Raw genomic sequence first — 22,145 nt, 5'->3', positions numbered from 1 at the left:
TATTGATTGACGGAGGTTGATATGCAGGAAGCGCTGCGGGCCGTGCTGGCGTCGCAACATCTTGTCGCTCGGGGCGAGCCCCGAGCCTTGGCGGGGGGCGATATCGCCGAGGTCGCCTGGCTGGAAACCGATCAGGGCGCGGTGGTGGTCAAGCGCGACGACCCTGAGGCCCTGGCCGCCGAAGCCGAAGGTCTGCGCGCCTTGCACCGGGCGAACACGGAGTTGAAAGTGCCGGCGGTGATCGCCCAGGAAGGAGAGTGGCTGGTCATGGAGGCGTTGGCAGCGGGTGGCAAGCGTGACGCAGCGGGGTTAGGCGCAGGTCTGCGCGAGTTGCATGCCGTTCACGGCGAGCATCATGGATGGCTGAATGACAACCGCTGCGGACCCACAGCGCAGCGCAACACGCCCTGTGATGATGGTCGCGTGTTTCAACGCGAGCAGCGGCTGATGCCGCTGGGCAAGGCCTGTAATGAGCGCGGTTTGCTGTCCGCCACGACGCTGGATGCTCTGGGTGATGTCGCCGGCCGACTCGAGACGTGGTTGCCGGACGTGCCGCCAAGCCTCGTGCATGGCGATCTGTGGTCCGGCAATGTGCTCACCACGCCCGAGGGGCCGGCCATCATCGACCCTGCTGTCTACTATCATTATCCCGAGGTCGATCTGGCGATGCTGACGCTGTTCGGCGCCCCGGGCGAGGCGTTTTCCGAGGCTTACTGGGACGGCGCTCGACCTGATGACTGGGAGCGTCGCGAGACCTTGTTCCAATTATATCCGCTGCTTAATCACCTGCTACTGTTCGGTGGTGCTTACCGAACGGGCGTCGAGCGGGCCATCGCGCGCTTGCAGATAACTTAGGGTTGGGTGCTACGCGTAATGAGGTAGAACAGACCGTCTATTGCCTCGCCGCCGCTTTCGCGCAGCGAGAAACTATCGGGAGCTCGGAGCCAGTCGTGTACCAGGCCGCCGATCATTGAGTGCAGCATCAGGGTGGCGACGTCCGGTGCGATTGCGTCGATGAGCAGGCCCTCGTCGTGGGCTTGCTGAAAACAGCGCCGCACGACCTCGCGACAATCCGAGGCCAGGCGGTTCTGCAGCTCCACTGGGTTGATGTCGCTGATGAATTCGCAGCGATGCATCAAGATGGTGTGGACGCGACATGAACGTGGGCGTTCGAGCATCTCGAAGGCGTGTAACGTGGCAAGGCGCAGCGTATCCAGCGGGCCTTTGGCCTGGCGCTCGGCGGTAATGTCGTCGATGATCTGCTGGAGCGGCATCTTGACCCGGTCGAGCATGGCATGGAAAAGGTCGGCTTTGTTCTTGAAGTGCCAATACACGGCGCCTCGCGTCATGCCGGCATGACGCGCGATATGTTCGAGCGAGGTACGTGAGACGCCCTTTTCGAGAAAGACGTCTTCGGCAGCATCGAGCAAGGCTTCTCGCGTGGCCTCGGCTTCGGCTTTGGTTCTGCGGGGCATGGCGTGATCTCGTTGATGAATCCGGCCAGACGGTGGGGAATGAGCACCGAGAGGCGAGACTTTTTAGCCATCATACCCCAAGTGAATGGCATTTACATTCATGTATGTATGCGTGTAGTCTTAGCCATCATTGATCTCGATCAAACAAGGTAAAACACCGATGGTATCCACGACAGGGAACGAGCGCCGGGGCCTTTGGGCCGTGGCGCTGGCGGGCGTACTGCTGATGGGCTGCGGCGGCGATGATGATGCCCAGCAGCAGTCAAGTGACGCTTCTTCTCCGCCGCCCAAAAAGGCTCAGGTCATGGAAATGGCCAAGCGCGACATTTCGCTCGACAAATCTTATCCTGCCATGCTGCGTAGCGATAATGAAGTCACTGTCGTGGCCCGCGTCAGCGGTAACCTCGAAGAGCGACATTTCGATCCCGGCCAGCAGGTCGAGAAGGGCGAGAGTCTCTATACGATCGAGCCTGAAACCTATCAAGCGACAGTACGTCAACGCGAGGCGGATCTGCAAAGCGCGCAGGCCGATGCGGAACTGGCCCAGACCAACGCCGACCGCTATCAGCGTCTGCTCAAGCAGAATTCTGTCAGCGTGCAGCAACGTGATCAGGCGCAGGCCGATCTCAAGGTTGCGCGTGCCAGCGTCGCCCAGGCGCAGGCGGCATTGGATAGCGCTCGTATCGATCTCGAATACACCGATGTCGAGGCGCCGGTATCGGGCATGATCAGCCTGAGCGAGGTGAACCTCGGCAATCTTGTCAACGACGGTACTGAGCTGGCGACGATTACTCCGCTCAACCCTCTCGAAGTGCGTTTCCAACTGCCTCAGGAAGAAGCCTTCGAACTGCGGCGTCAGCGCCAGCAACAGGGCAATGAGTCGATCACCGCCGAGCTGAAGATCCCGGCGTTGCCGGGGCAGACCCTGAAAGGGCGTGTGGAATTCCTGGGCTCGCGTGTCAGTGAAAGCACCAGCACCGTGCAGGCGAATGCCTTCTTCGATAATCCCGATGGCATGTTCATGCCGGGACAGTTCGTGCGTGTCGAGCTGGATGGCGTGAAGCGTTTTGATGTGTTTGCCGTGCCCGAAATCGCCGTGACACAAGGGCTGATGGGCCCACAGGTCTATGTGCTCAATGACGAGAATAAAGTGACTACACAAACCGTTCAGTTGGGCGACACTGCTGGTCCGTGGATGATCATTACGGATGGAATCAAGGCGGGAGACCGCGTCGTGGTCAGCGATCCCGGTAACATCAGCGCCGGTGCGAGCATCGATCCTCAGCCGTTCAATGGTGATGTCGAAGCGCTCTCGAGTGCCGAAGAAGGCGAGGCTGCACCTGGAAACCAGACCCAGCAGAAAGGCTCCTCCGATGCCGATAGCCAAGCTAGCGAGGAAGGTGGAGCCTGACGGATGAATATTTCCAACTTCTTCATAAAACGGCCGGTCTTCGCCACCGTTATTTCGATCATCGTGACGGTGGTCGGGATAATGGCGATGCGTGTCTTGCCCATCGAGCAATATCCCAGCGTGGTACCGCCCACGGTTTCCGTGGAGGCGACCTATCCCGGTGCCGACGCCGAGACGGTCTCGAAGACCGTGGCGGCTCCGATCGCCGAAGCGATCAACGGGGTCGAGGACATGATCTACATGACCTCGACCAGCGCCGACAACGGATCGATGCGGATGAACGTCTCGTTCGACATCGGGACTGACGGGGATATCAACACGATCAACGTCAATAACCGTGTCCAGCAGGCGCTTTCCCAGTTGCCCGAGTCGGTGCAGTCGCAAGGCGTGACGGTCGAGCTGAGTTCTAGCAGTATCTTGATGTTGGTGGCGTTGACGTCGCCGACGGATGAATACAACAACATCTACATGCAGAACTACGCCACGCTCAATATCCTCAATGAGCTTCGTCAGGTGCCCGGCGTGGGGACAGCCGAGGTGCTGGGGGGTGGCGAGTTCGCCATGCGTATCTGGCTCAATCCGGACAAGCTGGCGCAGTACGATATGACGTCGGCCGAGGTGGCCAGTGCCATTCGCTCGCAGAACACCGAAATTCCGGCGGGGGCCTTGGCCCAGGCGCCGCAAGACGATGCGCGCGCGTATACGTATACCATTACGGCGCCGGGGCGTTTGGCCGATGCGGACCAATTCCGCGATATCATCCTGCGCACCAATAACGATGGATCGGCGTTGCGCTTGAGTGATGTGGCGCGTGTCGAGCTGGGGGCGTCGTCCTATTCGGTCAACGCCAACATGAACGGCGCCACCATGACGCCGATCATGATCAATCAGCAGCCGGGCGCCAATGCTCTGGAAACCGCCGAGGCCGTCAAGAGCAAGATGGACGAGCTCTCCGAGCGTTTCCCGCCGGGGCTCAAGTACGAAGTGCCTTACGACACCACGTTATTCATCGATGCCTCGGTGGAATCGGTGTTCCATACGTTCATCGAGGCGCTGCTGATCGTCGCGGTTATCGTGTTCATCTTTCTGCAGAACTGGCGTACTACCATCATTGCCATGTCGGTGGTGCCGGTGTCGGTGGTCGGTACCTTTGCCGGGCTGTACATGTTCGGCTTCTCGATCAACTTGTTGTCGCTGTTTGCCATGGTGCTGGCGATCGGCATCGTGGTCGATGACGCGATACTGGTGGTGGAAAACGTCGAGCGATTACTGGAGGAAGATCCCGAAATACCCATACGCAAGGCGGCCATCACCGCCATGAAGGAAGTCAGCGGCCCTGTTATCGCGACCTCGTTCATCATGGCGGCCGTGTTTATACCGGTGGCCTTCCTGGGGGGCTTCACGGGCCAAATCTACCAGCAGTTCGCGTTGACCATCGCGATTTCCGTGGCCATTTCGGCGATCGTGGCGTTGACTTTCACACCCGCGATGAGTGCGCTTTTCGTCAAACATAAGTCAGAGTTGGGCGATTCCAAGATCGCGCGTGCCGCCTCGACGCCATTCCGGTTGTTCGATCGCTTCTTCGACTGGGTGACGCGTGGTTACATGGCGATAGTGCGCTTGCTGGTCAAGGCCTGGGTGCTGACGCTGGTGCTCGCGGCATTGATCATCGGCTTCTCCTACTGGTTGTATCAGACCAATCCGTCGACACTAATTCCCGAGACCGATCAGGGGATCGCGATCGCGAGTGTCACCTTGCCGCAGGGTGCGTCCGTGGCGCGAACTACCGAGTACATGGATAAGCTGAGCAACAAGATCGAGCAGGACCCGGCGGTGGAGTACTCCACCACGGTGGCCGGCTATGACATGTTATCCAGCGCGGTCAACACGGCCAAGGGCGTGATGTTCGTCACCCTCAAGCCGTGGGGGAAACGCGACAAGTCCGTCGAGGACCTTATTGCCGAAATCAACCAGACGGCGGCCGGCCTGGAAGGTGGTACAGCGAGGGCCTTCAACATGCCGCCGATCATTGGTCTTTCCACCACGGGGGGCTTTACCGGATATCTGCAGTCCTATAGCGGGGCCGACTCCCAGGAGTTGATGAAAGCCTCCGGCAAAATCATGCAAGCCGCCAACAAGCGTCCGGAGCTTGCCCAGGTATTTACCACCTTCGACGCCTCGGTACCGACCTATCGAGCGCATATCGACCAGGAAAAAGCGCTGAGTTATGGCGTTTCCATCGATGACCTCAATACGACGCTATCGAATACGCTGGGTAGCGGTTTCGTGAACTATTTCACATATCAGAACCGCAATTTCCAGGTTTACATGCAGAACGAGGACACGTTCCGGAAGACGCCCGACGATCTGAACAAGATATTCGTGCGTGGCGGCGATGGTGAGCGTATTCCGATTTCCGAGTTCGTGACGCTAGAACGTCAGTCGGCGGCATCGGTGGTATCGCGCTTCGGGGTCTATCCGTCGGCGCAGTTCCAGGGTGGCCCTGCGCCGGGCTATAGCTCGGGCCAGGCGATCGCCGCGATGCAAGAAGTGGTTCAGCAACAGCTCGGCAATGATTGGGGCATGGGCTGGACAGGCACATCCTTTCAGGAGGCCAATGCCGGCAATGCTGCGATCATTGCCATTACCTTCGGTATCTTGATGGTCTTCTTGATCCTGGCGGCGCAGTACGAGAGCTGGGCATTGCCGCTGGCGGTTATTACAGCGGTGCCATTCGCCTTTATTGGCTCCATTGGCGGGATCGTGTTGCGTGGGTTGGACACCAGTGTCTATGTCCAGGTGGGCATGCTGGTGGTGGTCGGGCTGGCGGCCAAGAACGCCATCCTGATCGTCGAGTTTGCCGAGTTGCAGCGACGCGAATTCGGCAAGTCGATCCGCGATGCCGCATTGACTGCCTCTGAGCTGCGTTTCCGGCCGATCGTGATGACCTCGCTGGCGTTCATCTTCGGGACCTTGCCGCTGGCCATCGCGACTGGCGCCAACGACACCAATAGTCATCATATCGGTACCACGGTAGCGATGGGTATGGCCTCGGTGGCCGTTTTGGCCAGCCTCTTCGTGCCGGCCTTCTACGCCATGATCGCCAACGTGCAGATATGGCTGCAGAAGAAACGGGGCGTATCCTCTCATCACGAGGAGGATGACGAGGCGTCGGAAACGTCTGGGCCGCCGGCAAACAGCCACTGATCTTTGATTGAACCGACTATGGCCAGGGCCTCGCGCCCTGGCTTTTTTGTGCGCGGCCGTTTATGCAGGGATACTGGTTGGTTGCGGCGTCCGGCTAGGGCACTCTGTCATGATGGCAAGACGAGGCGAGGTGAGCATGATCAAGGAGGCGACGCATTGGTACCGAGGAATCGTCCTCTTGTGTGCGCTACTAGTGTTTTCGTGCAGTGCGTGGGGCCAGAGCGCATCCCCGCTGGCGGCACTCTCCGGGAGTAGTAACAGCCAGGCATCACAAGATGAGGCGCCATCGAACGAGCAGGCGCGTGCCTCGTTGGATAGCGTCATCTCGATGCTTGAGGATCAGCAGCGCCGCGGTGAATTGCTCACGCAGTTGCGCGAGTTGCGAGCCTCGCTGGAGGGCGTCGATGCCGACGCCGAGCCAGAGTCGCCGCGCGGATTATTGGGGGCCATCGCGGACTCGTTGACCTCGCTGAGCGACTCCGGCGAGGTCGTGACACCGTTTGAGTATTGGCAGCGCCTGGGCGAGCGGGCGGGGGACACGCTGACGCGGCGCGTCGCGTCGCTGGAGTCGCTGCTGCATCTCGTTGGCGATTTCGTCTGGGTGCTGGGATTATGGGGCGGGAGCGCAGCGCTGATGGTGTTCGGCGGGCGCAGCTTGGCCAAACGCATGGACATTCAACTCACGCTCAGCGCCGAGCCGAGCACCTGGATGCTGATACGCCATATGCTGCGGCGCTTGCTACCCTGGGGGATCGCCTTTGGCCTTACCTTGGGCGTCGTGCATGGCATGATATCCACGCTGGGGATGACGCTGGCGATGGTAATCGCTTACATCACCCTGTGCGGGATTCTTTTTACCGCCGTGTGTGAAGTCGTCTTCTCGCTGTTTGCTAACGGCCATCGTCGCGTCGCCTTGCGTATTCTGCATCGCCGGGCTGCTCGCTGGCTGTTCATCATCGGCGTGCTGGTCGCCTTGGGCGATGCCTCGAATGCCTCGGAACTACGCTTGGCTCTGGGGACGTCGCTGGCGGAAATGGTCTCGATGCTGGCCAATGTCACGGCCGCCTTGTTGACGGGGGCATTTACGATCCGTTTCAAGCGTCCGGTCAAGCACTTGATTCGCAATCGTCCTTATCGTTACCGGCGCGACAAGCGTGCCAGCAGTGAGTTGATCCAGGTGATCGGATCATTGTGGCATGTGCCGGTTCTACTCATGGTGGTGGTCTCGCTGGTGGCGATCCTGACATCGGAGGGAGACTCGCGCAGTGCTTTCGCCAAGGCCATCGTGACGGCCGGGTTACTGGTGATGACCCTGATCGTCAACGGCTTGATTCATCGCCACGCCGAGCAGCCTTCCAAACTGCGCCGTCAGTCACAGTATCGTCGGCGTTTGATGCGCTTCGGCTATACCTTGGCGCACTTGATCAGTTGGTTGATCTTCGCCGAGTTGGCGATGCGTGTCTGGGGTTTGTCGTTGCTGACCTTTAGTGGGGATGAGGGCATCAGCCAGCGCATCGGGCAATCTCTGATCAGTATCGGCATGACATTGCTGCTGGCGTGGCTGGTCTGGATTCTTGCCGATACCGCGATCGAGCGGGCGTTACTCTCCTCCAAGCGCGCTCGCAGCGGACGCGCGCAGAGCACGCGGGCGCAAACCATTACACCGTTGATTCGCAATGTGGTCTTCGCCACCATCGTGATTATCGCGATCATCGTGGCGCTGGCAAACTTGGGGGTCAACGTCACGCCGCTGCTGGCCGGTGCCGGGGTGATCGGTCTAGCGGTGGGCTTCGGCGCTCAGACACTGGTTCAGGACTTGATCACGGGGCTTTTCATCCTGATCGAGGATTCGCTGGCCATCGACGATTTCGTCGACCTGAGCGGACACATGGGGACAGTCGAGGGATTGAGTCTGCGCACCGTGCGCTTGCGTGATCTGGATGGCATCGTGCATACGATTCCCTTCAGCCAGATCAAAGGAATCCAGAATTTTTCACGGGAATTCGGTATCGCCCTGATGCGGGTCCGTGTGGCGCATCATATGAAGATCGACGAGGCGATCGCCATCGTGCGTGAAGTCGCCGAGGAACTGCGTCGCGATTCGATGATGCGGCATTACATCTGGTCGTCGCTGGAACTCCAGGGGGTGGAAAGTTTCGATGCCGGCGCGGCGATTCTACGTATGCGCATGCGCACGGCGCCGGTCATGCAGTGGGACGTCGCGCGGGCTTTCAACCTGCGACTCAAGCGGCGTTTCGATGAGCTGGGCATGGAGCTCGCCATGCCGCGCATGAGTGTGAGTCTCGAGCCGTCTTCTGGCGAGGCCGCGACTCTGCCGACGACGACCGAGCATGCTACGACAGCCAGTGGTCATGTCAGCGATGCGCCATCTGACACGGGCTGAGCGCGACTGCGGAGGTGGCGATTTAGAAAAAGGGGTGACTAATGTCATGGCGTCGCCGTTAAAGGTATGCAGCAAGCGGCCGATGCCCATAGGATGCTCGCACGTCACGCGGCGATTACCGATAACGAACAATCCAAAAGCCAGGAGCTGGCATGGCAGCATCGCGTTTTACGCCTTTCGAGCGCTTATTGCTCAGCAGCCGTAACGAGGCCGATACGGCTGCGTTGTTGTTATTGGCGTGGCTGGCGATGAGCGATGGCCAGGATACCTTGAGCGACCGCAAACGTGCCTTGCTCGACGAGCTCACCGGAGACTTTCGCCACGACCATGGCTATCAGTTGGTCGTCGAGCTGGCGAGTGCGCCGGATTTTGTGGCCTTGCAGCTCGCGGCAGAAGTGTTGCAGCGCTATTATCGTGGGCCGCGTCGGGAAACCTTTCTTCGCCAGGCGATTCATGTAGCCACCCATGAAGGGGCATTGGCGGCTGGCCAGCACCATGTGCTGCGTTTTCTGGCTGATCTGCTGAGCGTAGCGCCCCAGACGTTCGAGGTCTTGTTCCGGGATGTCGCTGGCTATCCGCTGGCGGTGCCCGAGGATCCGAGTGCCGCACATTATTGGCGGTCACACGAGAGTGCCGAACATCGGCATTATTCCCGACAAGGCCATGACGGCGCGTATGGCGAAAGTTCTCGGGAGCGCACGGACGGGGAGGAGGGCAACGCGCAAGGCTCGCGAAATCGTCATCGGCATGAGCGTCGCTATCGCCAGCGCGAGTATGCCAAGGACGAGCGTGAAGAAACCCGGCGGCGTCGCTGGCGTTGGCGGCGAGAGGATACCGGGCAGCGTGAGCAGGCGCATGGTGGTCAGTATTCGCACGAGGACAAGCGGCGCCGCGAGGGGTTTTCCCATGAGGGATTTTCCCGCGAAGGTGCGCACGCCAAGGGGCATGCCACAGGCAATGAAAAGACACAGCGGGCATTGGCCGTGCTGGGATTGATGGAAAACGCCCAGAAGAGCGACATCAAGCGCGCTTATCGGCGTCTGGCTCAAAAATATCACCCTGATCGCTATCATGCGCAGAGTCAGGAGGCGATGGTCACAGCCTCGCTGCGCTTTCAGCGAATCAAGAACGCCTATGATTATTTGATGCGCCAACATGCGTGATCTTTATCGACGATTGGACATCCGCGTGTCGGCAAGCGACGCGGACATCGCACGGGCCATTGCGCGCTGCGAGAATCAAGCCGTCAAGACGGACGCCGAGGATGTCTTGCGCACCGCATCGCGCAAGCGTGAATACGATCAGCTCTATGGCACCTTGACAGGCATCGGTCTGTTGCGCGCGCGCATGGGGTTGAGTCATGCACCGTATTGGAACGGCAACGTAGCCAACGACTTCTCGATCAGCGCTGATGGCGAGTACGCCCGCTATGCGGAATTGAAGGCCAAAGTGGAGCGTGCCGTACGTGTCGATGATAACTGGCAGCGTGTGCGGTGTATCCTGCGCTGGAGCCTTGGGTTGATGCTGGCTGCGGGTGTCGCGGCGGCGGTCGCGGCTTATGTCTGGGGCATCATTCCCACCGAGGGCATGTCGTTGCCGAGTCTTGCCTCACTTCCTACAATCGTATGAGCGTCTGCTCAGTCAAGAGGTTTAGGGTGCGACATGGCTGCGGCAATTAGTCGCTTCTATTCCGCCTTATTTTGCTTCAGAATGCCGTCCCGTCGGCTCCCTGCTTGTTGCTCGCGTTCGGCCGCATGGCGATCCTTTAGCAGGCAGGCTAGGGGCGAGATGGCGTAAGCGATGCGTGCTCGTTTATGGCGGACATATTCACCATTATCCAACATGCGCGGTACGCCCAACCTTCAGAGCGCAACACACTCGTGTCATTGGCAGCCGAAAAACCGGTGGCCGGTCGGTATGCATGCCATGGGGCGTTTCCAAGTGGTCAGCAATACATGAGCCGACCATTTGGACACTCTCCAAGTCGCTGACGTTCCGTTGGCGAGTGTGCCATTGTATTTTGACTGCCGTGCCTAACGGGTCGCTAGCGGAGGAAAGCATTCAATGAGCAAGCGCTGCAACGTCTTCCCATGCTTGAGTGAGGCCATGCAATGAGAATGAAGAAGAACCTGGGATGGCTCGGTATCCTGCCCCTGATCGCAGTGCTGCTTAGTGGCTGCGACGGGGCGCTCGTGGATCCCAAGGGTCAGATCGGGGTAGAGCTGAAATCACTGATTATCACGGCGTTCTGGCTGATGATGATCGTGGTGATCCCTGTCCTCGTCATGACGGTAGTTTTTGCTTGGAAATATCGGCATAGCAATCATGCTGCCAAGTACATGCCGGACTGGGCGCACTCCAACAAGATTGAAGCCGTCGTGTGGCTCATCCCCTGCGTAATCATCCTGTTTCTGGGGATCATTACCTGGAAAACGTCGCACTCACTGGATCCCCACAAGCCGATCGAATCCGACGCCGAAACCATGGAAGTACAGGTCGTCGCCTTGGATTGGAAGTGGCTGTTCATCTATCCCGAGCAAGGCATCGCAACGGTCAACGAAGTGGCAATGCCCGTTGATGTGCCGGTGCACTTTAGCGTGACGTCGGCGTCGGTGATGAACTCGTTCTTCATTCCAACCCTGGGCAGCCAGATCTACGCCATGGCGGGTATGGATAATGATGTCTATCTCGTCGCCAATGAGGCAGGCGACTACGTTGGCAAGTCCTCCCATTATAGTGGCAAGGGTTTCTCGGAGATGACCTTCGATGCGCATGCCATGTCGCAGGATGATTTCGATTCCTGGGTCGACAAGGTGGGTCAGTCGTCCGAAACGCTTTCGTACGACGGGACGACTTACCAAGAGCTGACGGAGCCGTCCACGGACCATCCTGTGGAGTATTTCTCCGACGTAACGTCAGACCTGTACCGCGACATCGTCCAGAGCTTTCATGGCGGTAACGGTGAAGGTGGACACGATGGCGGTCATGGCGAGACGCCCATGAGCGCAGAGGCAGCGGAGTAACATTATGTTCGGAAAACTTGGACTTGACGATATTCCCTATCATGAGCCAATTCTGGTCGTGACGGCTATTGTCATGATGCTGGGTGGCTTAGCCATCGTCGGCGCGCTGACGTATTTCAAGAAGTGGAAGTGGTTGTGGACGGAGTGGTTGACCTCCATCGATCACAAGAAGCTGGGGATCATGTATTTCCTCGTGGCGTTGGTCATGCTGCTGCGCGGTTTCTCCGACGCGATCATGATGCGCACTCAGCAAGCCATGGCTGCCGGGGGCGCTGAAGGATATCTACCGCCCGAGCATTACGATCAGATATTCACCGCGCATGGTGTGATCATGATCTTCTTCGTCGCCATGCCCATGGTCATCGGTTTGATGAACCTGGTGGTGCCGTTGCAGATCGGTGCGCGTGACGTGGCCTTCCCATTCATGAACAACCTGAGCTTCTGGCTGTTCATGGCGGGTGTCATCTTGACCATGATATCGCTGCTCATTGGTGAGTACGGCAAGACCGGCTGGTTGGCCTACGCGCCATTATCGGGAATACAGTACAGTCCCGGCGTAGGGGTCGATTATTGGATCTGGGGACTGCAGATATCGGGGATCGGTACCACCCTGACCGGTATCAACTTCTTCGTCACCATTCTGAAGATGCGCACCAAGGGCATGACGCTTTTTCGCATGCCGATCTTCACCTGGACGTCGCTGTGCACGAACATCCTGATCATTGCCTCTTTCCCGATTCTGACCGCGACCATTGCGCTGCTGACACTCGATCGTTACCTGGGGATGCACTTCTTCACGAACGACATGGGCGGCAACATGATGATGTATGTCAACCTCATCTGGGCCTGGGGCCATCCTGAGGTATATATCCTCATCCTGCCGGCGTTCGGGGTGTTCTCCGAAGTCATCGCGACCTTCGCCAAGAAACGCTTGTTCGGTTACAACACCATGGTCTGGGCGACGGCCTGTATAACCGTTCTGTCGTTCGTGGTGTGGCTGCACCATTTCTTCACCATGGGGGCAGGCGCGAACGTCAATGCCTTCTTCGGTATCGCGACGATGATCATCGCCATTCCGACCGGGGTGAAAATCTTCAACTGGCTGTTCACCATGTATCGCGGTCGGCTGCAGTTCACCACACCGGTACTCTGGACATTGGGCTTCATTATCACCTTTACCATCGGTGGCATGACCGGGGTGATGCTGGCAGTGCCCGGCGCGAACTTCATACTGCATAACAGCCTGTTCGTCATCGCTCACTTCCACAACGTCATCATCGGCGGCGTAGTGTTCGGCATGCTCGCAGGCCTGACCTACTGGTTCCCGAAGGCTTTCGGCTTTACGCTCGACGAGAAGTGGGGCAAGCGTTCTTTCTGGTTCTGGATTACCGGTTTCTATCTGGCCTTCATGCCGCTCTATATCCTGAGCTTCTACGGTGCGGTACGCCGCATGCAGTCTTACGCCAACGCCGATTGGCAGCCGCTGATGATCGTGGCGTGGGTGGGTGCCGTTCTCATCCTGTGTGGTATCGCCTGCACCGTGATCCAGTTCGTCGTGAGTATTCGCGATCGTGAGAAGAACGCCGACATCACGGGCGATCCGTGGGATGCGCGTACATTGGAGTGGTCGACGTCTTCTCCTGCACCGTTCTATAACTTCGCGCATCTACCCAGCGTCGGCTCTGTTGATGCCTTCTGGGAAGCGAAGAAAGAGAAGGGCATGGCAGCGGACAAGCCGACCCAGTACGAAGATATTCACATGCCGAAGAACACCGCGGCGGGGCCGATCATGGGATTGATCAGCACCGTGTTCGGGTTCGCGTTGGTCTGGCATATCTGGTGGCTGGCTGGTATCGGCGCGATCGGCATGTTCGTTGCCTTCATGCTCCGTGTCTTCAATGACGATATCGACTACTACGTCCCGGCGGCGGAAGTCGAGCGTATTGAACGCGAGCACCATAAACGGCTGGAGATGCAGGCGTAATTATGACGACGCAAACCTTGAATCAACATGACGCTCATGCTCATGACGAGCATGAGCACCACGATGCGGGTGCCATGAAGGTATTCGGCTTCTGGGTCTACCTGATGAGTGACCTGGTCATCTTCGGGAGTCTTTTCGCGGCTTATGCCGTGCTCATGAAGGGCACGGCGGGTGGCCCCTCTGGGGCCGATATCTTCGAGCTCCCTTTTGTTCTTGTCGAAACCTTCTTGCTGCTGTTCAGTAGTTTCACCTATGGCATGGCCGTACTGGCCATGCACAAGGACAAGCTTGCACAGGTCCGTGCTTGGCTGATTGTTACCTTCATTCTCGGGGCGAGCTTCGTAGGGATGGAGGTCTACGAGTTTCATCATCTGATCGTCGAAGGTTTCGGGCCTGATCGTAGTGCTTTCTTGTCAGCGTTCTTTACGCTGGTCGGAACGCATGGCCTCCACGTGACCTTTGGTCTGATCTGGATGCTGGTAATGATCGTCCAGCTGTCCACGAAGGGCCTTAACGACAAGACGCGGCCGCGCGTGATGTGCCTGAGCCTGTTCTGGCACTTCCTGGATATCGTGTGGATTTGTGTCTTTACCTTCGTCTATTTGATGGGAGTTTTGTAATGAGCGATGCACATGCTTCCCACGACGGTGGCAACCACGGCAGCGTCAAGTCCTATGTGACTGGTCTGATTTTGTCTATCGTGCTGACGATCATCCCGTTTGGGGTGGTCATGACGGGTGGTTTCAGCAACTTGGCTATTGCCGTGACGATCTCGATCACGGCGATTGCTCAGGTATTGATACAGTTGGTCATGTTCATGCACTTGGACTTCAAGACCGAAGAGGGATGGAACGCAGGGTCCTTCATCTTCACGGCGTTGATCCTGGTCATCCTGGTGGGCGGGTCGCTGTGGATCATGCAGAACCTGCACGTCAACATGATGCTAGGTGGGTGAGTCGCTCGGCGTGATGCTCAAACCCTACGTTTCCATTACCAAGCCGGGCATCATCTTCGGCAACCTGATCTCCGTGGCTGGAGGCTTCTTCCTCGCTTCCCAGGGAAGCGTGGATGGAGCGCTCTTTTTGGCCACAGTCATCGGGATTGCGTTGGTGATCGCGTCCGGGTGCGTGTTCAATAATTATATCGATCGCGATATCGATCGTCTGATGGAGCGCACCCAAGAGCGTGTCACGGTCCAGGGGCTGATTTCACCCGGTATCACGCTGGCATACGGCAGTGTGTTGGGCATTGCAGGTTTCTTGATCCTGGCACTGGGCACCAATGCTTTGGCGACGCTGTTCGCCTTGCTCGGGTTCTTCGTCTATGTCGGGCTTTATAGCCTGTATCTCAAACGACACTCGGTCTATGGCACCCTGGTGGGCAGCTTGTCGGGGGCGGCGCCGCCGGTGGTGGGCTATTGTGCGGTCAGCGGCCAGTTCGATCTTGGCGCGCTGACGCTGCTTTTGATCTTCTGCCTATGGCAGATGCCGCACTCGTATGCTATTGCCATCTTTCGCTATCAGGACTATCGCGCGGCGTCGATCCCGGTTCTGCCGGTTACGCGTGGCGTGAGGGCGGCGAAGCATCATATCTTCTGGTATATCCTGGCGTTCGTGGGCGCGACCTTGATGCTCACGCTGTCTGGCTATGCCGGGTATGGGTATTTCGCTGTGGCAGCAGCAATGGGGCTCTATTGGCTTTTCATGGCGCTTCGTGGTTACCGCACCGGCGATGACCGCGTGTGGGCCAAGAAGGTCTTCATCTTCTCGATTTTCATCATCACGGCGCTCAGCATCATGATGTCGATCGACTTTCAGGTGACGGATACCGAAGTACTGATGACTTCGCTACGCTGATCTCACGCCCCTTGCCCGAAATGAAAAGCCACGCCATGCAGCGTGGCTTTTTTCGTCTCGAGCGCGTGTTTACACCTCGCTATATAAATTGCCCCCCTGCGCGCGGAATTTCCCGGCCTGATCGCGCATGCCGTCGAGGCGTGTTCTTTCGGTCTCGCGCGAATCTTCTTCGCTGCTCCTGCCTGTGGGCCACCGATCCTTGAATACATGATCGCGCACTTCATGGCTGATCTTCATCGAGCAGAACTTGGGCCCGCACATGGAGCAGAAGTGTGCCACCTTGGCCGAGTCCTTGGGCAGCGTCTCGTCGTGATATGTCCGCGCAGTGTCTGGGTCGAGCCCTAGATTGAACTGATCCTCCCAGCGGAACTCGAAACGCGCTTTCGAGAGCGCGTTGTCGCGGCGCTGCGCGGCCGGGTGGCCCTTGGCGAGATCCGCGGCATGCGCGGCGATCTTGTAGGTAATGATGCCGGTCTTGACGTCGTCCTTGTTGGGAAGGCCCAGATGCTCCTTGGGCGTGACGTAGCAGAGCATGGCGCAGCCATACCAGCCAATCATCGCTGCGCCGATACCGGAGGTGATGTGGTCATAGCCCGGCGCAATGTCGGTGGTCAGCGGGCCCAGGGTGTAGAAGGGCGCTTCATCGCAGCATTCGAGCTGCTTGTCCATGTTCTCCTTGATCAATTGCATCGGCACGTGGCCGGGCCCTTCGATCATCACTTGAACGTCATGCTGCCAGGCGATCTTGGTCAGCTCGCCGAGGGTTTCCAGTTCGGCGAACTGCGCGGCATCGTTGGCGTCGGCCACTGAACCGGGGCGTAGGCCATCGCCCAGCGAGAATGCCACGTCGTAGCGCTTGCAGATCTCGCAGATATCTTCGAAGTGGGTGTAGAGGAAGCTCTCTTCATGGTGATAGAGACACCACTTGGCCATGATCGAGCCGCCGCGCGAGACGATGCCGGTGACGCGCTCGACGGTGAGCGGCACGTAGCGCAGCAAGACACCAGCATGAATGGTGAAGTAATCCACACCTTGCTCGGCTTGCTCGATCAGGGTGTCGCGGAAAATATCCCAAGTCAGATCCTCGGCGACGCCCCCGACCTTCTCCAGGGCCTGGTAGATGGGCACGGTGCCGATGGGTACTGGCGCGTTGCGGATGATCCACTCACGCGTTTCGTGGATGTTGGTGCCGGTGGATAGATCCATGATGGTGTCCGCGCCCCAGCGGATGCCCCAGGTCATCTTGTCGACCTCGTCCTCGATGGCCGAACTCACTGCCGAGTTGCCCAGATTGCCGTTGATCTTCACCAGGAAGTTGCGGCCGATGATCATCGGTTCGGTTTCGGGATGGTTGATGTTGCAGGGGATGATGGCGCGGCCGGCGGCGACCTCGTAACGCACGAACTCCGGCGTGATCTCCTCCGGCAGACGTGCGCCTAACCCTTGGCCTGGATGCTGTTGATCGAGGATACGCTCGACCTCGTCGGTGCCCGAGTACTTGGCAGAACGAGCCTGACGGCGCTGATTTTCGCGGATTGCGATGAATTCCATTTCAGGTGTCACGATGCCCTGGCGGGCGTAATGCAACTGGGTGACGCTATGGCCTTTCTTGCCGCGCCGGGGCGTGCGGGTCAGCTCGAAGCGCAACTGAGCGAGCATGGGATCGTTGGCACGGCGTTGGCCGTATTCGGACGTGGGGCCGTCGAGGAATTCAGTGTCGTCGCGCGCCTCGATCCATTGGCGTCTCAGTTCTGTCAGACCCCTGCGCAGGTCGATCTTCGCGCCGGGATCGGTATAGGGGCCCGAGGTGTCGTAGACCAGTAGCGGAGGGTTCTCCTCATCCTGGCCGGAGGTGCGGGTCGGTGATAGCGATATCTCGCGGAAAGGCACTCGGATATCCGCGCGTGCGCCTTCTACATATATCTTGCGCGAGCCGGGTAGCGCCTGAATGGCGGCTTCGTCGACGCGGGCGGTGTCGGAAAGGAATTGCGGTGATGTCATATGTGCTCCAGGTCATGACGCAAGTCAGGCCGGCGCACAGCGTAGGCGGGAGAAATAAGCAACGACGGATGATGTCCCGACGCTGCGGACTCCGCTTGATCCCTACGCCGGTACTAGCCGGGTCAGGTTCGTCGGGATCCGCCGTGGCACACGCCTTGTTGGCGAGCGCAGGACGATCTCAGCCGGTTCCACCGGCACCCCGTCAAGCTGTCGTCTAGAGTCTAGCAAGATATCGTCCGAATGAAATCCCCTGTGCGATGCATGGGGCAGGGCACGTCAAATCCTCGTTTGCGTGCTAATGTCCAGAGAGAAGCCAGCAAAGGAGAGTGGAATATGAAGGTTGGATTTATTGGCCTGGGGGCCATGGGACATGGCATGGCGCAGCAGTTGCTCGAGGCGGGGCATGAGGTAACGGTATGGAATCGCTCCCCGGAAGCTGCCGAGACACTCGCCGAGCAGGGTGCGAGGATCGCCAAGACATCGGCCGACGCGGCGCGGTGTGAAGTACTGGTGAGCATGCTGGCGGACGACCAGGCAGCGCATCAGGTGCTGGTCGAGGGCAAGGCCATCGAGGCGATGAAGAAGGGCAGTGTTCACGTCAACATGGCCACGGTGTCGGTGGCTTTCGCGCGTGGCATGGCAGCACTCCACGAGCGCCTGGGCGTGGGCTATATCGCCGCACCGGTGCTGGGGCGGCCGGATGTGGCGGCGGCGGGTAAGCTCAATATCATCGCCGCCGGTGATCCGACGCATATCGAACGGGTCAGGCCTGTACTCGACGCCATGGGCCAGGCTGTCTGGCCCTTGGGAGAATCGCCTGAACGCGCCAGCGTGGCGAAAATCGCCGCCAATTTCATGCTCGCCAGTGCCATCGAGTCGATGGCCGAGGCCTCGACACTGACCCGTGCGTACGGCATCGAGGCCAGCGATTTTCTCGATATTGTCACCAATACGCTGTTTGCCTCCCCGGCCTATAAGGGCTACGGCAAGATGATCGCCGAGGCACGTTTCGAGCCCGCAGGATTCACGATGCGCTTGGGCCACAAGGATGTCGGACTAGCCCTGAGTGCGGGGGACGAGCAAAACGTTGCCTTGCCTTTGGGCAGCGCGGTGCGCGATCGTCTGCTCGACGCCCTGGCCAACGGCGATGGCGAAAAGGACTGGTCGGGGCTCGCCGAGGTGGCCGCGCGCCAGGCGCATCTGGACAAGCGCTAGGGTATTAGTCGATACAATCCGGTATCGCCATCGTCGGCGGTGAAATAAAGCGCGCCGTCGCGGTAGGCGATATCGGCGGGGCGTGCCCAGCGCTCCCCATTTTCCGCCTGGAAGCCGCTGACCAGATCGACCACCTGGCCCTGATGACCATCATCTTCGAGTCGAATGCCGACGATCTTGGGAGGACGGCGTGTAGCACGGCCCCCGGATGCTTGTGTGGCCCAACTGCCATGGATGGCGGTGACCATATCCACTTGCCAGGGGTTGTCATCAGGCAGGAAGGTCAGGCCGATGGGGGCGCTACGCGCGGCAAAGGTCGCCACCGGCGGTGCGAGCGTGTCACGCTTGGCAGGCGGTGCCGAGTCGATGCACTCATCGCGCTGCCATTCGCCTTCATTCCATTGATACCAGGGCATGCCGTAAAAGCGCTCGGCCTCGGCGCGCACCAGCAGTTCGGGCGGTGCTTCGTAACCCCAATGATCGGGGCCGTTGTTGTTGAGGTAGAGAACCCCCTGTGGACTCCAGGCCATGCCGATGGGGTTGCGCAGCCCGCTGACGTAGGGCGTCCATTCGGGTGCCTCGCGCGAGGGATCGAGCGCCATTACCCCGCCTCGCCGATCCTCGAAGGCGAGATCTTTGCTGACGCGTTGCGCCGAGCAGTTGCCTTGAAGGCCGAGCGCGACATAAAGCCTGCCATCGGGACCGACGGATAGCGAGCGCGAGGAATGGCCACTGCCGCCGGGTAAGTCGGCGATGCCCTCGAAATCCATCTCCGAAACGTCTTGTCCCGGCGAATACGCCGTGCGATAGAGTCGGTCGGTGGTCGCCACGTACAAGTAACCCTCATGAATTACCGCGCTGTGCGGATAACCGGACAGCGGGATCTCTGCATCGACTTCGTCATAGGGTGGTTGCAGGCGATACAGGCGCCCTGCCTGGGAGCCGATGAACATCTCGTCTTCGGGGCCAAAGCTGATCAGCCGAGGTGCGCGTAGCGCGATCCGCTTATCGAGCGTGGCGCCATTGGGCACATTGGCCCGTTCCTCATTGCCGTCAACTTCCACTGGTGTCAGTGCCTGGGCCTGGCCTGAGACGGTCATCATGGCGCCCAGCCAGAGGCTGGCAAGCGCCGGCGCGCGTCGCCTCAGCGCTTGGGTAGCGTGGTGAGTGATCATGCACGACTCCTCAAGAAACCCTCGGGAGTAGTGTAGACAACAATCAGCGCTGTGTCTGAGGGCTCAGTAGATGCGAAAGCGCTTGAAGTCGGGGTGCTTGGCAGCTTGTTGCGGGGTCTTGCGAAAGCGCTTGTATTCCCATTGATACTGAGCCGGGTCCAGGGCGATGGCATTTTCCACGCTGGCGTTGACGCCAGTGGCGGACAGCGCCTCGTCGCTTGAGTAGACGCGTTCATCGGCGGCGAGGAAGTGCAGCGCGAAGCCCTTGCCGCCGGGGAGGCGTTTCGCCACGCCGGTGACGACGCGCGCCTCGGTGCGTGCCACGAGCTTGGACAGTAAGGTGGCGGTATAGGCCGGACGCTGGAAGAAATCGGCAAAGACGCCGCTCCCCCAGCTCGGCTCCTGATCGGGGAGAATCCCCACCGCCTCGCAGCGCTTGAGTGCCTTGAGCAGCGAAGCGACACCGCGTGGATTGGTCGGGACCAGCCGGGCCCCCATGCGTTCGCGGCCATGCCGGATCACCGGATCAAGGGCGTCGATCTTGGGAGGCTCGTACATGGCGGTGAATGGGAAGTGGCTGGAAAGCCAGAAGTTGAGTACTTCCCAGTTACCGTAATGTGGTGCCAGCACGATGACACCACGTCCCTCGGCGCGGGCGTCGTCGAGTAGTTCACGGCCGTGCACGGCGCGGATCGAGGTCTCGACGCGTTCCGGGACGGCCATCCAGGCAAAGCCCAGCTCGAGCATGGTTGCCGAGGAATGCGTCAGGCTGTCCCGTGTCAGGCGTTGTTGCTGACGTGCCGGCATATCTGGATAGACATGTCTGAGGTTAATGCGCGTCACGTCACGTTCGCGGCGACTGAAGGTGAGAATCAGCGGGCCGATCAGACGCGCCAACTGCCACAGCCGGTGCGGTGTCAAGCATGCCAGGGTGCTCCACAACAGGGCGATGGCGCGTGCGCGTAAAGGAAAAGAAACGTCTTCGGACATCGAGCTCATTGCATCATCGGTTACGGCGGACGATAGGGCCCGTATTATACAGATCGCGCGGCGTATGCCTGCCCGCGCGGGCTTATAATCTCATCTTTTCAGCGACGCCGTGGTCGGGAAATCTCGATCAGGTTGCTATCCGGGTCGCGTACGTGAAGCGTCTCGGCGGGATGTTGTTCGTCTGGCCCTTTATCCAGCGGTATCCCGAGTACCTCAAGGTGTGTCTTAACTTCCGTCAGTGGTAGGGCACTACGAAAGCCCAGGGTCTGGTGGCCCGGCGGGACAGTATGAGAATTGCTGGACGTTGCCAGGGAGGTCTGCAGGCGCAAGGCGAAATCGTCCAGGTAGAGGTCGGTGCGTGTCGCATCGTGGTAGCGTGCCTCGAGCCCCAGTACGCGTGTATAGAAATCGATGCTGCGCTCGAGGTCGGTAACGTTTACCACCAGATGGTCGATGGCATTGAGCATGGCTAATTGTCCAAAAAGTGACGGTCGGCCCTCTAAGGGGGCAAGACATCATGCACGCTCAAGGCGGTCTGCATCCAGTCGAAAGATGTACGAGTGCGTATGGCCGTGAGGGCTTGCCGACGAATGCTCGCTGCCGACCAGCATGAGCTGACGAGAACGTTTCCACGTAACGATGTGGTGCTGATGCAGCGCCCGTGACGGTCAATGTCACGGGCGCTGTGAGGGTTCGATCACGAAAACATTAGGGGTTCAAAGCAGAAGAATGCCTTTTGTTGTATTGCCAGGCCCCGGTAGGGGTCTGGTTTTAATACTGTAATAAGCATTATAGGCAGAAAAAGACACTACCTTATGACTTTTTAGGCGCATAGGCTTTGGCTATGGAAGCGATTGCTAGATTCGTTATTGCGTTTATTGTTAGCTTGCTATATAGTTTACTCAACGTTCGCAAGCGAACATGAACACGCAAGGAGATCCATCATGCAAGTACGTACCCTTATTGCCGCCGTTGCACTCGCCGCGCTGCCGATTGCTGCGCAGGCCAGCATCGCTTCTAGCGAAGCACTACAGGTCAATCACGAATCGCTGCAGGCCAACCAAGGTGTCGATCAGGCATCCGTAAGCTTCCAGCAGGTTGATACTTCGGGCGCCGACAGTTTTGGCGTCGCCAAGGCTCGGCACTATATTTCAGTACACAATACCAAGCAGACCGACCTGCCCAGCGATACGCAGGATCAGCCGAAAATCGGTCATCGTGCCGACTGGTAAGGTATTGAGTGACGGCGTCGCTGAGGCGCCTTCTGTGCCAGCATGAAAAAGCCACCCGTCTTTCGAGGCGGGTGGCTTTTTATTGTGTCGGTGACGGGTAGGTTCAAGCGTCGGGCTGGTGTTGGTATCCGACCCTGTAACTGCGGACGATGAGCAAAAGGCTCATGCCGCC

The 22,145-nt window shown here is 59.0% G+C and carries 18 protein-coding genes and 1 riboswitch; of the genes, 13 read left to right on the top strand and 5 right to left on the bottom strand.

The genetic code is table 11. From position 1 onward, the window contains the following. Positions 1-21 precede the first annotated feature (21 nt). Positions 22-855, top strand: coding sequence for a fructosamine kinase family protein (locus OP495_RS08350; protein ID WP_280563108.1), 834 nt, complete (start codon positions 22-24; stop codon positions 853-855). Here the strand turns inward: OP495_RS08350 and OP495_RS08345 are convergent. After that, positions 852-1,475, bottom strand: a complete 624-nt coding sequence (locus OP495_RS08345) for a TetR family transcriptional regulator (RefSeq protein ID WP_280563109.1) — start codon at positions 1,473-1,475, stop codon at positions 852-854. The genes OP495_RS08350 and OP495_RS08345 overlap by 4 nt on opposite strands. A gap of 160 nt (positions 1,476-1,635) precedes the next feature. On the opposite strand from OP495_RS08345, the gene OP495_RS08340 reads away from it, so the two are divergent. The 10 genes from OP495_RS08340 to cyoE all read left to right on the top strand — a co-directional run bounded on the left by OP495_RS08340 (position 1,636) and on the right by cyoE (position 15,360). Beyond that, the gene (locus tag OP495_RS08340) at positions 1,636-2,886 is read left to right on the top strand and encodes an efflux RND transporter periplasmic adaptor subunit (RefSeq protein WP_280568527.1); all 1,251 of its coding nucleotides are present in this window, start codon (positions 1,636-1,638) and stop codon (positions 2,884-2,886) included. A gap of 3 nt (positions 2,887-2,889) precedes the next feature. Then, positions 2,890-6,093, top strand: coding sequence for a multidrug efflux RND transporter permease subunit (locus OP495_RS08335; RefSeq protein WP_280563113.1), 3,204 nt, complete (start codon positions 2,890-2,892; stop codon positions 6,091-6,093). Between the two features lie 136 nt (positions 6,094-6,229). Continuing rightward, positions 6,230-8,497 carry a mechanosensitive ion channel family protein gene (locus OP495_RS08330; RefSeq protein ID WP_280568565.1) on the top strand — a complete coding sequence of 756 codons (2,268 nt, stop codon included), beginning with the start codon at positions 6,230-6,232 and terminating at the stop codon, positions 8,495-8,497. Between the two features lie 152 nt (positions 8,498-8,649). Beyond that, on the top strand, positions 8,650-9,660 hold the full coding sequence (locus OP495_RS08325) for a J domain-containing protein (RefSeq protein WP_280568525.1): 1,011 nt from the start codon (positions 8,650-8,652) through the stop codon (positions 9,658-9,660). A 25-nt stretch (positions 9,661-9,685) separates the two neighbouring features. Beyond that, positions 9,686-10,126, top strand: coding sequence for a hypothetical protein (locus OP495_RS08320; RefSeq protein WP_280568523.1), 441 nt, complete (start codon positions 9,686-9,688; stop codon positions 10,124-10,126). Positions 10,127-10,608: 482 nt separating this feature from the next. Then, entirely contained in the window at positions 10,609-11,520 is a 912-nt protein-coding gene (cyoA, locus tag OP495_RS08315; protein ID WP_280568522.1) for a ubiquinol oxidase subunit II, read from the top strand. A 4-nt stretch (positions 11,521-11,524) separates the two neighbouring features. Continuing rightward, a complete protein-coding gene (gene cyoB / locus OP495_RS08310) occupies positions 11,525-13,504 on the top strand; it encodes a cytochrome o ubiquinol oxidase subunit I (RefSeq protein ID WP_280563119.1) in 1,980 nt (659 codons plus the stop codon). A gap of 2 nt (positions 13,505-13,506) precedes the next feature. Continuing rightward, on the top strand, positions 13,507-14,124 hold the full coding sequence (locus tag OP495_RS08305; protein ID WP_280563120.1) for a cytochrome o ubiquinol oxidase subunit III: 618 nt from the start codon (positions 13,507-13,509) through the stop codon (positions 14,122-14,124). Next, positions 14,124-14,459, top strand: a complete 336-nt coding sequence (gene cyoD / locus OP495_RS08300; RefSeq protein WP_280563122.1) for a cytochrome o ubiquinol oxidase subunit IV — start codon at positions 14,124-14,126, stop codon at positions 14,457-14,459. The genes OP495_RS08305 and cyoD overlap by 1 nt, the downstream gene beginning before the upstream one ends. Before the next feature lie 13 nt (positions 14,460-14,472). After that, on the top strand, positions 14,473-15,360 hold the full coding sequence (gene cyoE, locus OP495_RS08295) for a heme o synthase (protein WP_280563138.1): 888 nt from the start codon (positions 14,473-14,475) through the stop codon (positions 15,358-15,360). Between the two features lie 69 nt (positions 15,361-15,429). Here cyoE and thiC read toward each other — a convergent pair whose 3' ends face one another. Further along, the gene (gene thiC, locus OP495_RS08290; RefSeq protein ID WP_280563123.1) at positions 15,430-17,361 is read right to left on the bottom strand and encodes a phosphomethylpyrimidine synthase ThiC; all 1,932 of its coding nucleotides are present in this window, start codon (positions 17,359-17,361) and stop codon (positions 15,430-15,432) included. Positions 17,362-17,443: 82 nt separating this feature from the next. Then, positions 17,444-17,573: riboswitch (TPP riboswitch) on the bottom strand. A 121-nt stretch (positions 17,574-17,694) separates the two neighbouring features. Between thiC and OP495_RS08285 the strand changes: the two genes are divergently transcribed. After that, positions 17,695-18,576: an NAD(P)-dependent oxidoreductase gene (locus tag OP495_RS08285; protein WP_280563124.1), complete on the top strand. Its 882-nt coding sequence runs from the start codon at positions 17,695-17,697 to the stop codon at positions 18,574-18,576. Here OP495_RS08285 and OP495_RS08280 read toward each other — a convergent pair. From OP495_RS08280 to OP495_RS08270, 3 genes are all read right to left on the bottom strand, one after another. Then, a complete protein-coding gene (locus OP495_RS08280) occupies positions 18,573-19,751 on the bottom strand; it encodes a PQQ-dependent sugar dehydrogenase (protein WP_280568519.1) in 1,179 nt (392 codons plus the stop codon). The genes OP495_RS08285 and OP495_RS08280 overlap by 4 nt on opposite strands. Before the next feature lie 63 nt (positions 19,752-19,814). Next, positions 19,815-20,741 (bottom strand): lysophospholipid acyltransferase family protein, encoded by a 927-nt coding sequence (locus OP495_RS08275; RefSeq protein ID WP_280568517.1) that lies wholly within the window; start codon positions 20,739-20,741, stop codon positions 19,815-19,817. A 98-nt stretch (positions 20,742-20,839) separates the two neighbouring features. After that, a complete protein-coding gene (locus tag OP495_RS08270; RefSeq protein WP_280563128.1) occupies positions 20,840-21,208 on the bottom strand; it encodes a VOC family protein in 369 nt (122 codons plus the stop codon). Between the two features lie 477 nt (positions 21,209-21,685). Here OP495_RS08270 and OP495_RS08265 point away from each other — a divergent pair, with 477 nt between their 5' ends. Beyond that, positions 21,686-21,973 (top strand): hypothetical protein, encoded by a 288-nt coding sequence (locus tag OP495_RS08265; RefSeq protein ID WP_280563129.1) that lies wholly within the window; start codon positions 21,686-21,688, stop codon positions 21,971-21,973. Positions 21,974-22,145 lie beyond the last annotated feature (172 nt).

Source organism: Chromohalobacter sp. 296-RDG, from assembly GCF_029889885.1.
Classification (GTDB): Bacteria; Pseudomonadota; Gammaproteobacteria; order Pseudomonadales; family Halomonadaceae; genus Chromohalobacter.
Note: the sequence above shows the minus strand (reverse complement) of the source record. Positions and strands in the feature narration are given on the sequence as shown.

What these genes read in the sequence shown, in the direction of transcription:
- OP495_RS08350 (WP_280563108.1), top strand. Translation starts at nt 22, where the DNA reads ATGCAGGAAGCGCTGCGGGCCGTGCTGGCGTCGCAACATCTTGTCGCT.
- OP495_RS08345 (WP_280563109.1), bottom strand. Translation starts at nt 1,475, where the DNA reads ATGCCCCGCAGAACCAAAGCCGAAGCCGAGGCCACGCGAGAAGCCTTG.
- OP495_RS08340 (WP_280568527.1), top strand. Translation starts at nt 1,636, where the DNA reads ATGGTATCCACGACAGGGAACGAGCGCCGGGGCCTTTGGGCCGTGGCG.
- OP495_RS08335 (WP_280563113.1), top strand. Translation starts at nt 2,890, where the DNA reads ATGAATATTTCCAACTTCTTCATAAAACGGCCGGTCTTCGCCACCGTT.
- OP495_RS08330 (WP_280568565.1), top strand. Translation starts at nt 6,230, where the DNA reads ATGATCAAGGAGGCGACGCATTGGTACCGAGGAATCGTCCTCTTGTGT.
- OP495_RS08325 (WP_280568525.1), top strand. Translation starts at nt 8,650, where the DNA reads ATGGCAGCATCGCGTTTTACGCCTTTCGAGCGCTTATTGCTCAGCAGC.
- cyoA (WP_280568522.1), top strand. Translation starts at nt 10,609, where the DNA reads ATGAGAATGAAGAAGAACCTGGGATGGCTCGGTATCCTGCCCCTGATC.
- cyoB (WP_280563119.1), top strand. Translation starts at nt 11,525, where the DNA reads ATGTTCGGAAAACTTGGACTTGACGATATTCCCTATCATGAGCCAATT.
- OP495_RS08305 (WP_280563120.1), top strand. Translation starts at nt 13,507, where the DNA reads ATGACGACGCAAACCTTGAATCAACATGACGCTCATGCTCATGACGAG.
- cyoD (WP_280563122.1), top strand. Translation starts at nt 14,124, where the DNA reads ATGAGCGATGCACATGCTTCCCACGACGGTGGCAACCACGGCAGCGTC.
- cyoE (WP_280563138.1), top strand. Translation starts at nt 14,473, where the DNA reads ATGCTCAAACCCTACGTTTCCATTACCAAGCCGGGCATCATCTTCGGC.
- thiC (WP_280563123.1), bottom strand. Translation starts at nt 17,361, where the DNA reads ATGACATCACCGCAATTCCTTTCCGACACCGCCCGCGTCGACGAAGCC.
- OP495_RS08285 (WP_280563124.1), top strand. Translation starts at nt 17,695, where the DNA reads ATGAAGGTTGGATTTATTGGCCTGGGGGCCATGGGACATGGCATGGCG.
- OP495_RS08280 (WP_280568519.1), bottom strand. Translation starts at nt 19,751, where the DNA reads ATGATCACTCACCACGCTACCCAAGCGCTGAGGCGACGCGCGCCGGCG.
- OP495_RS08275 (WP_280568517.1), bottom strand. Translation starts at nt 20,741, where the DNA reads ATGTCCGAAGACGTTTCTTTTCCTTTACGCGCACGCGCCATCGCCCTG.
- OP495_RS08270 (WP_280563128.1), bottom strand. Translation starts at nt 21,208, where the DNA reads ATGCTCAATGCCATCGACCATCTGGTGGTAAACGTTACCGACCTCGAG.
- OP495_RS08265 (WP_280563129.1), top strand. Translation starts at nt 21,686, where the DNA reads ATGCAAGTACGTACCCTTATTGCCGCCGTTGCACTCGCCGCGCTGCCG.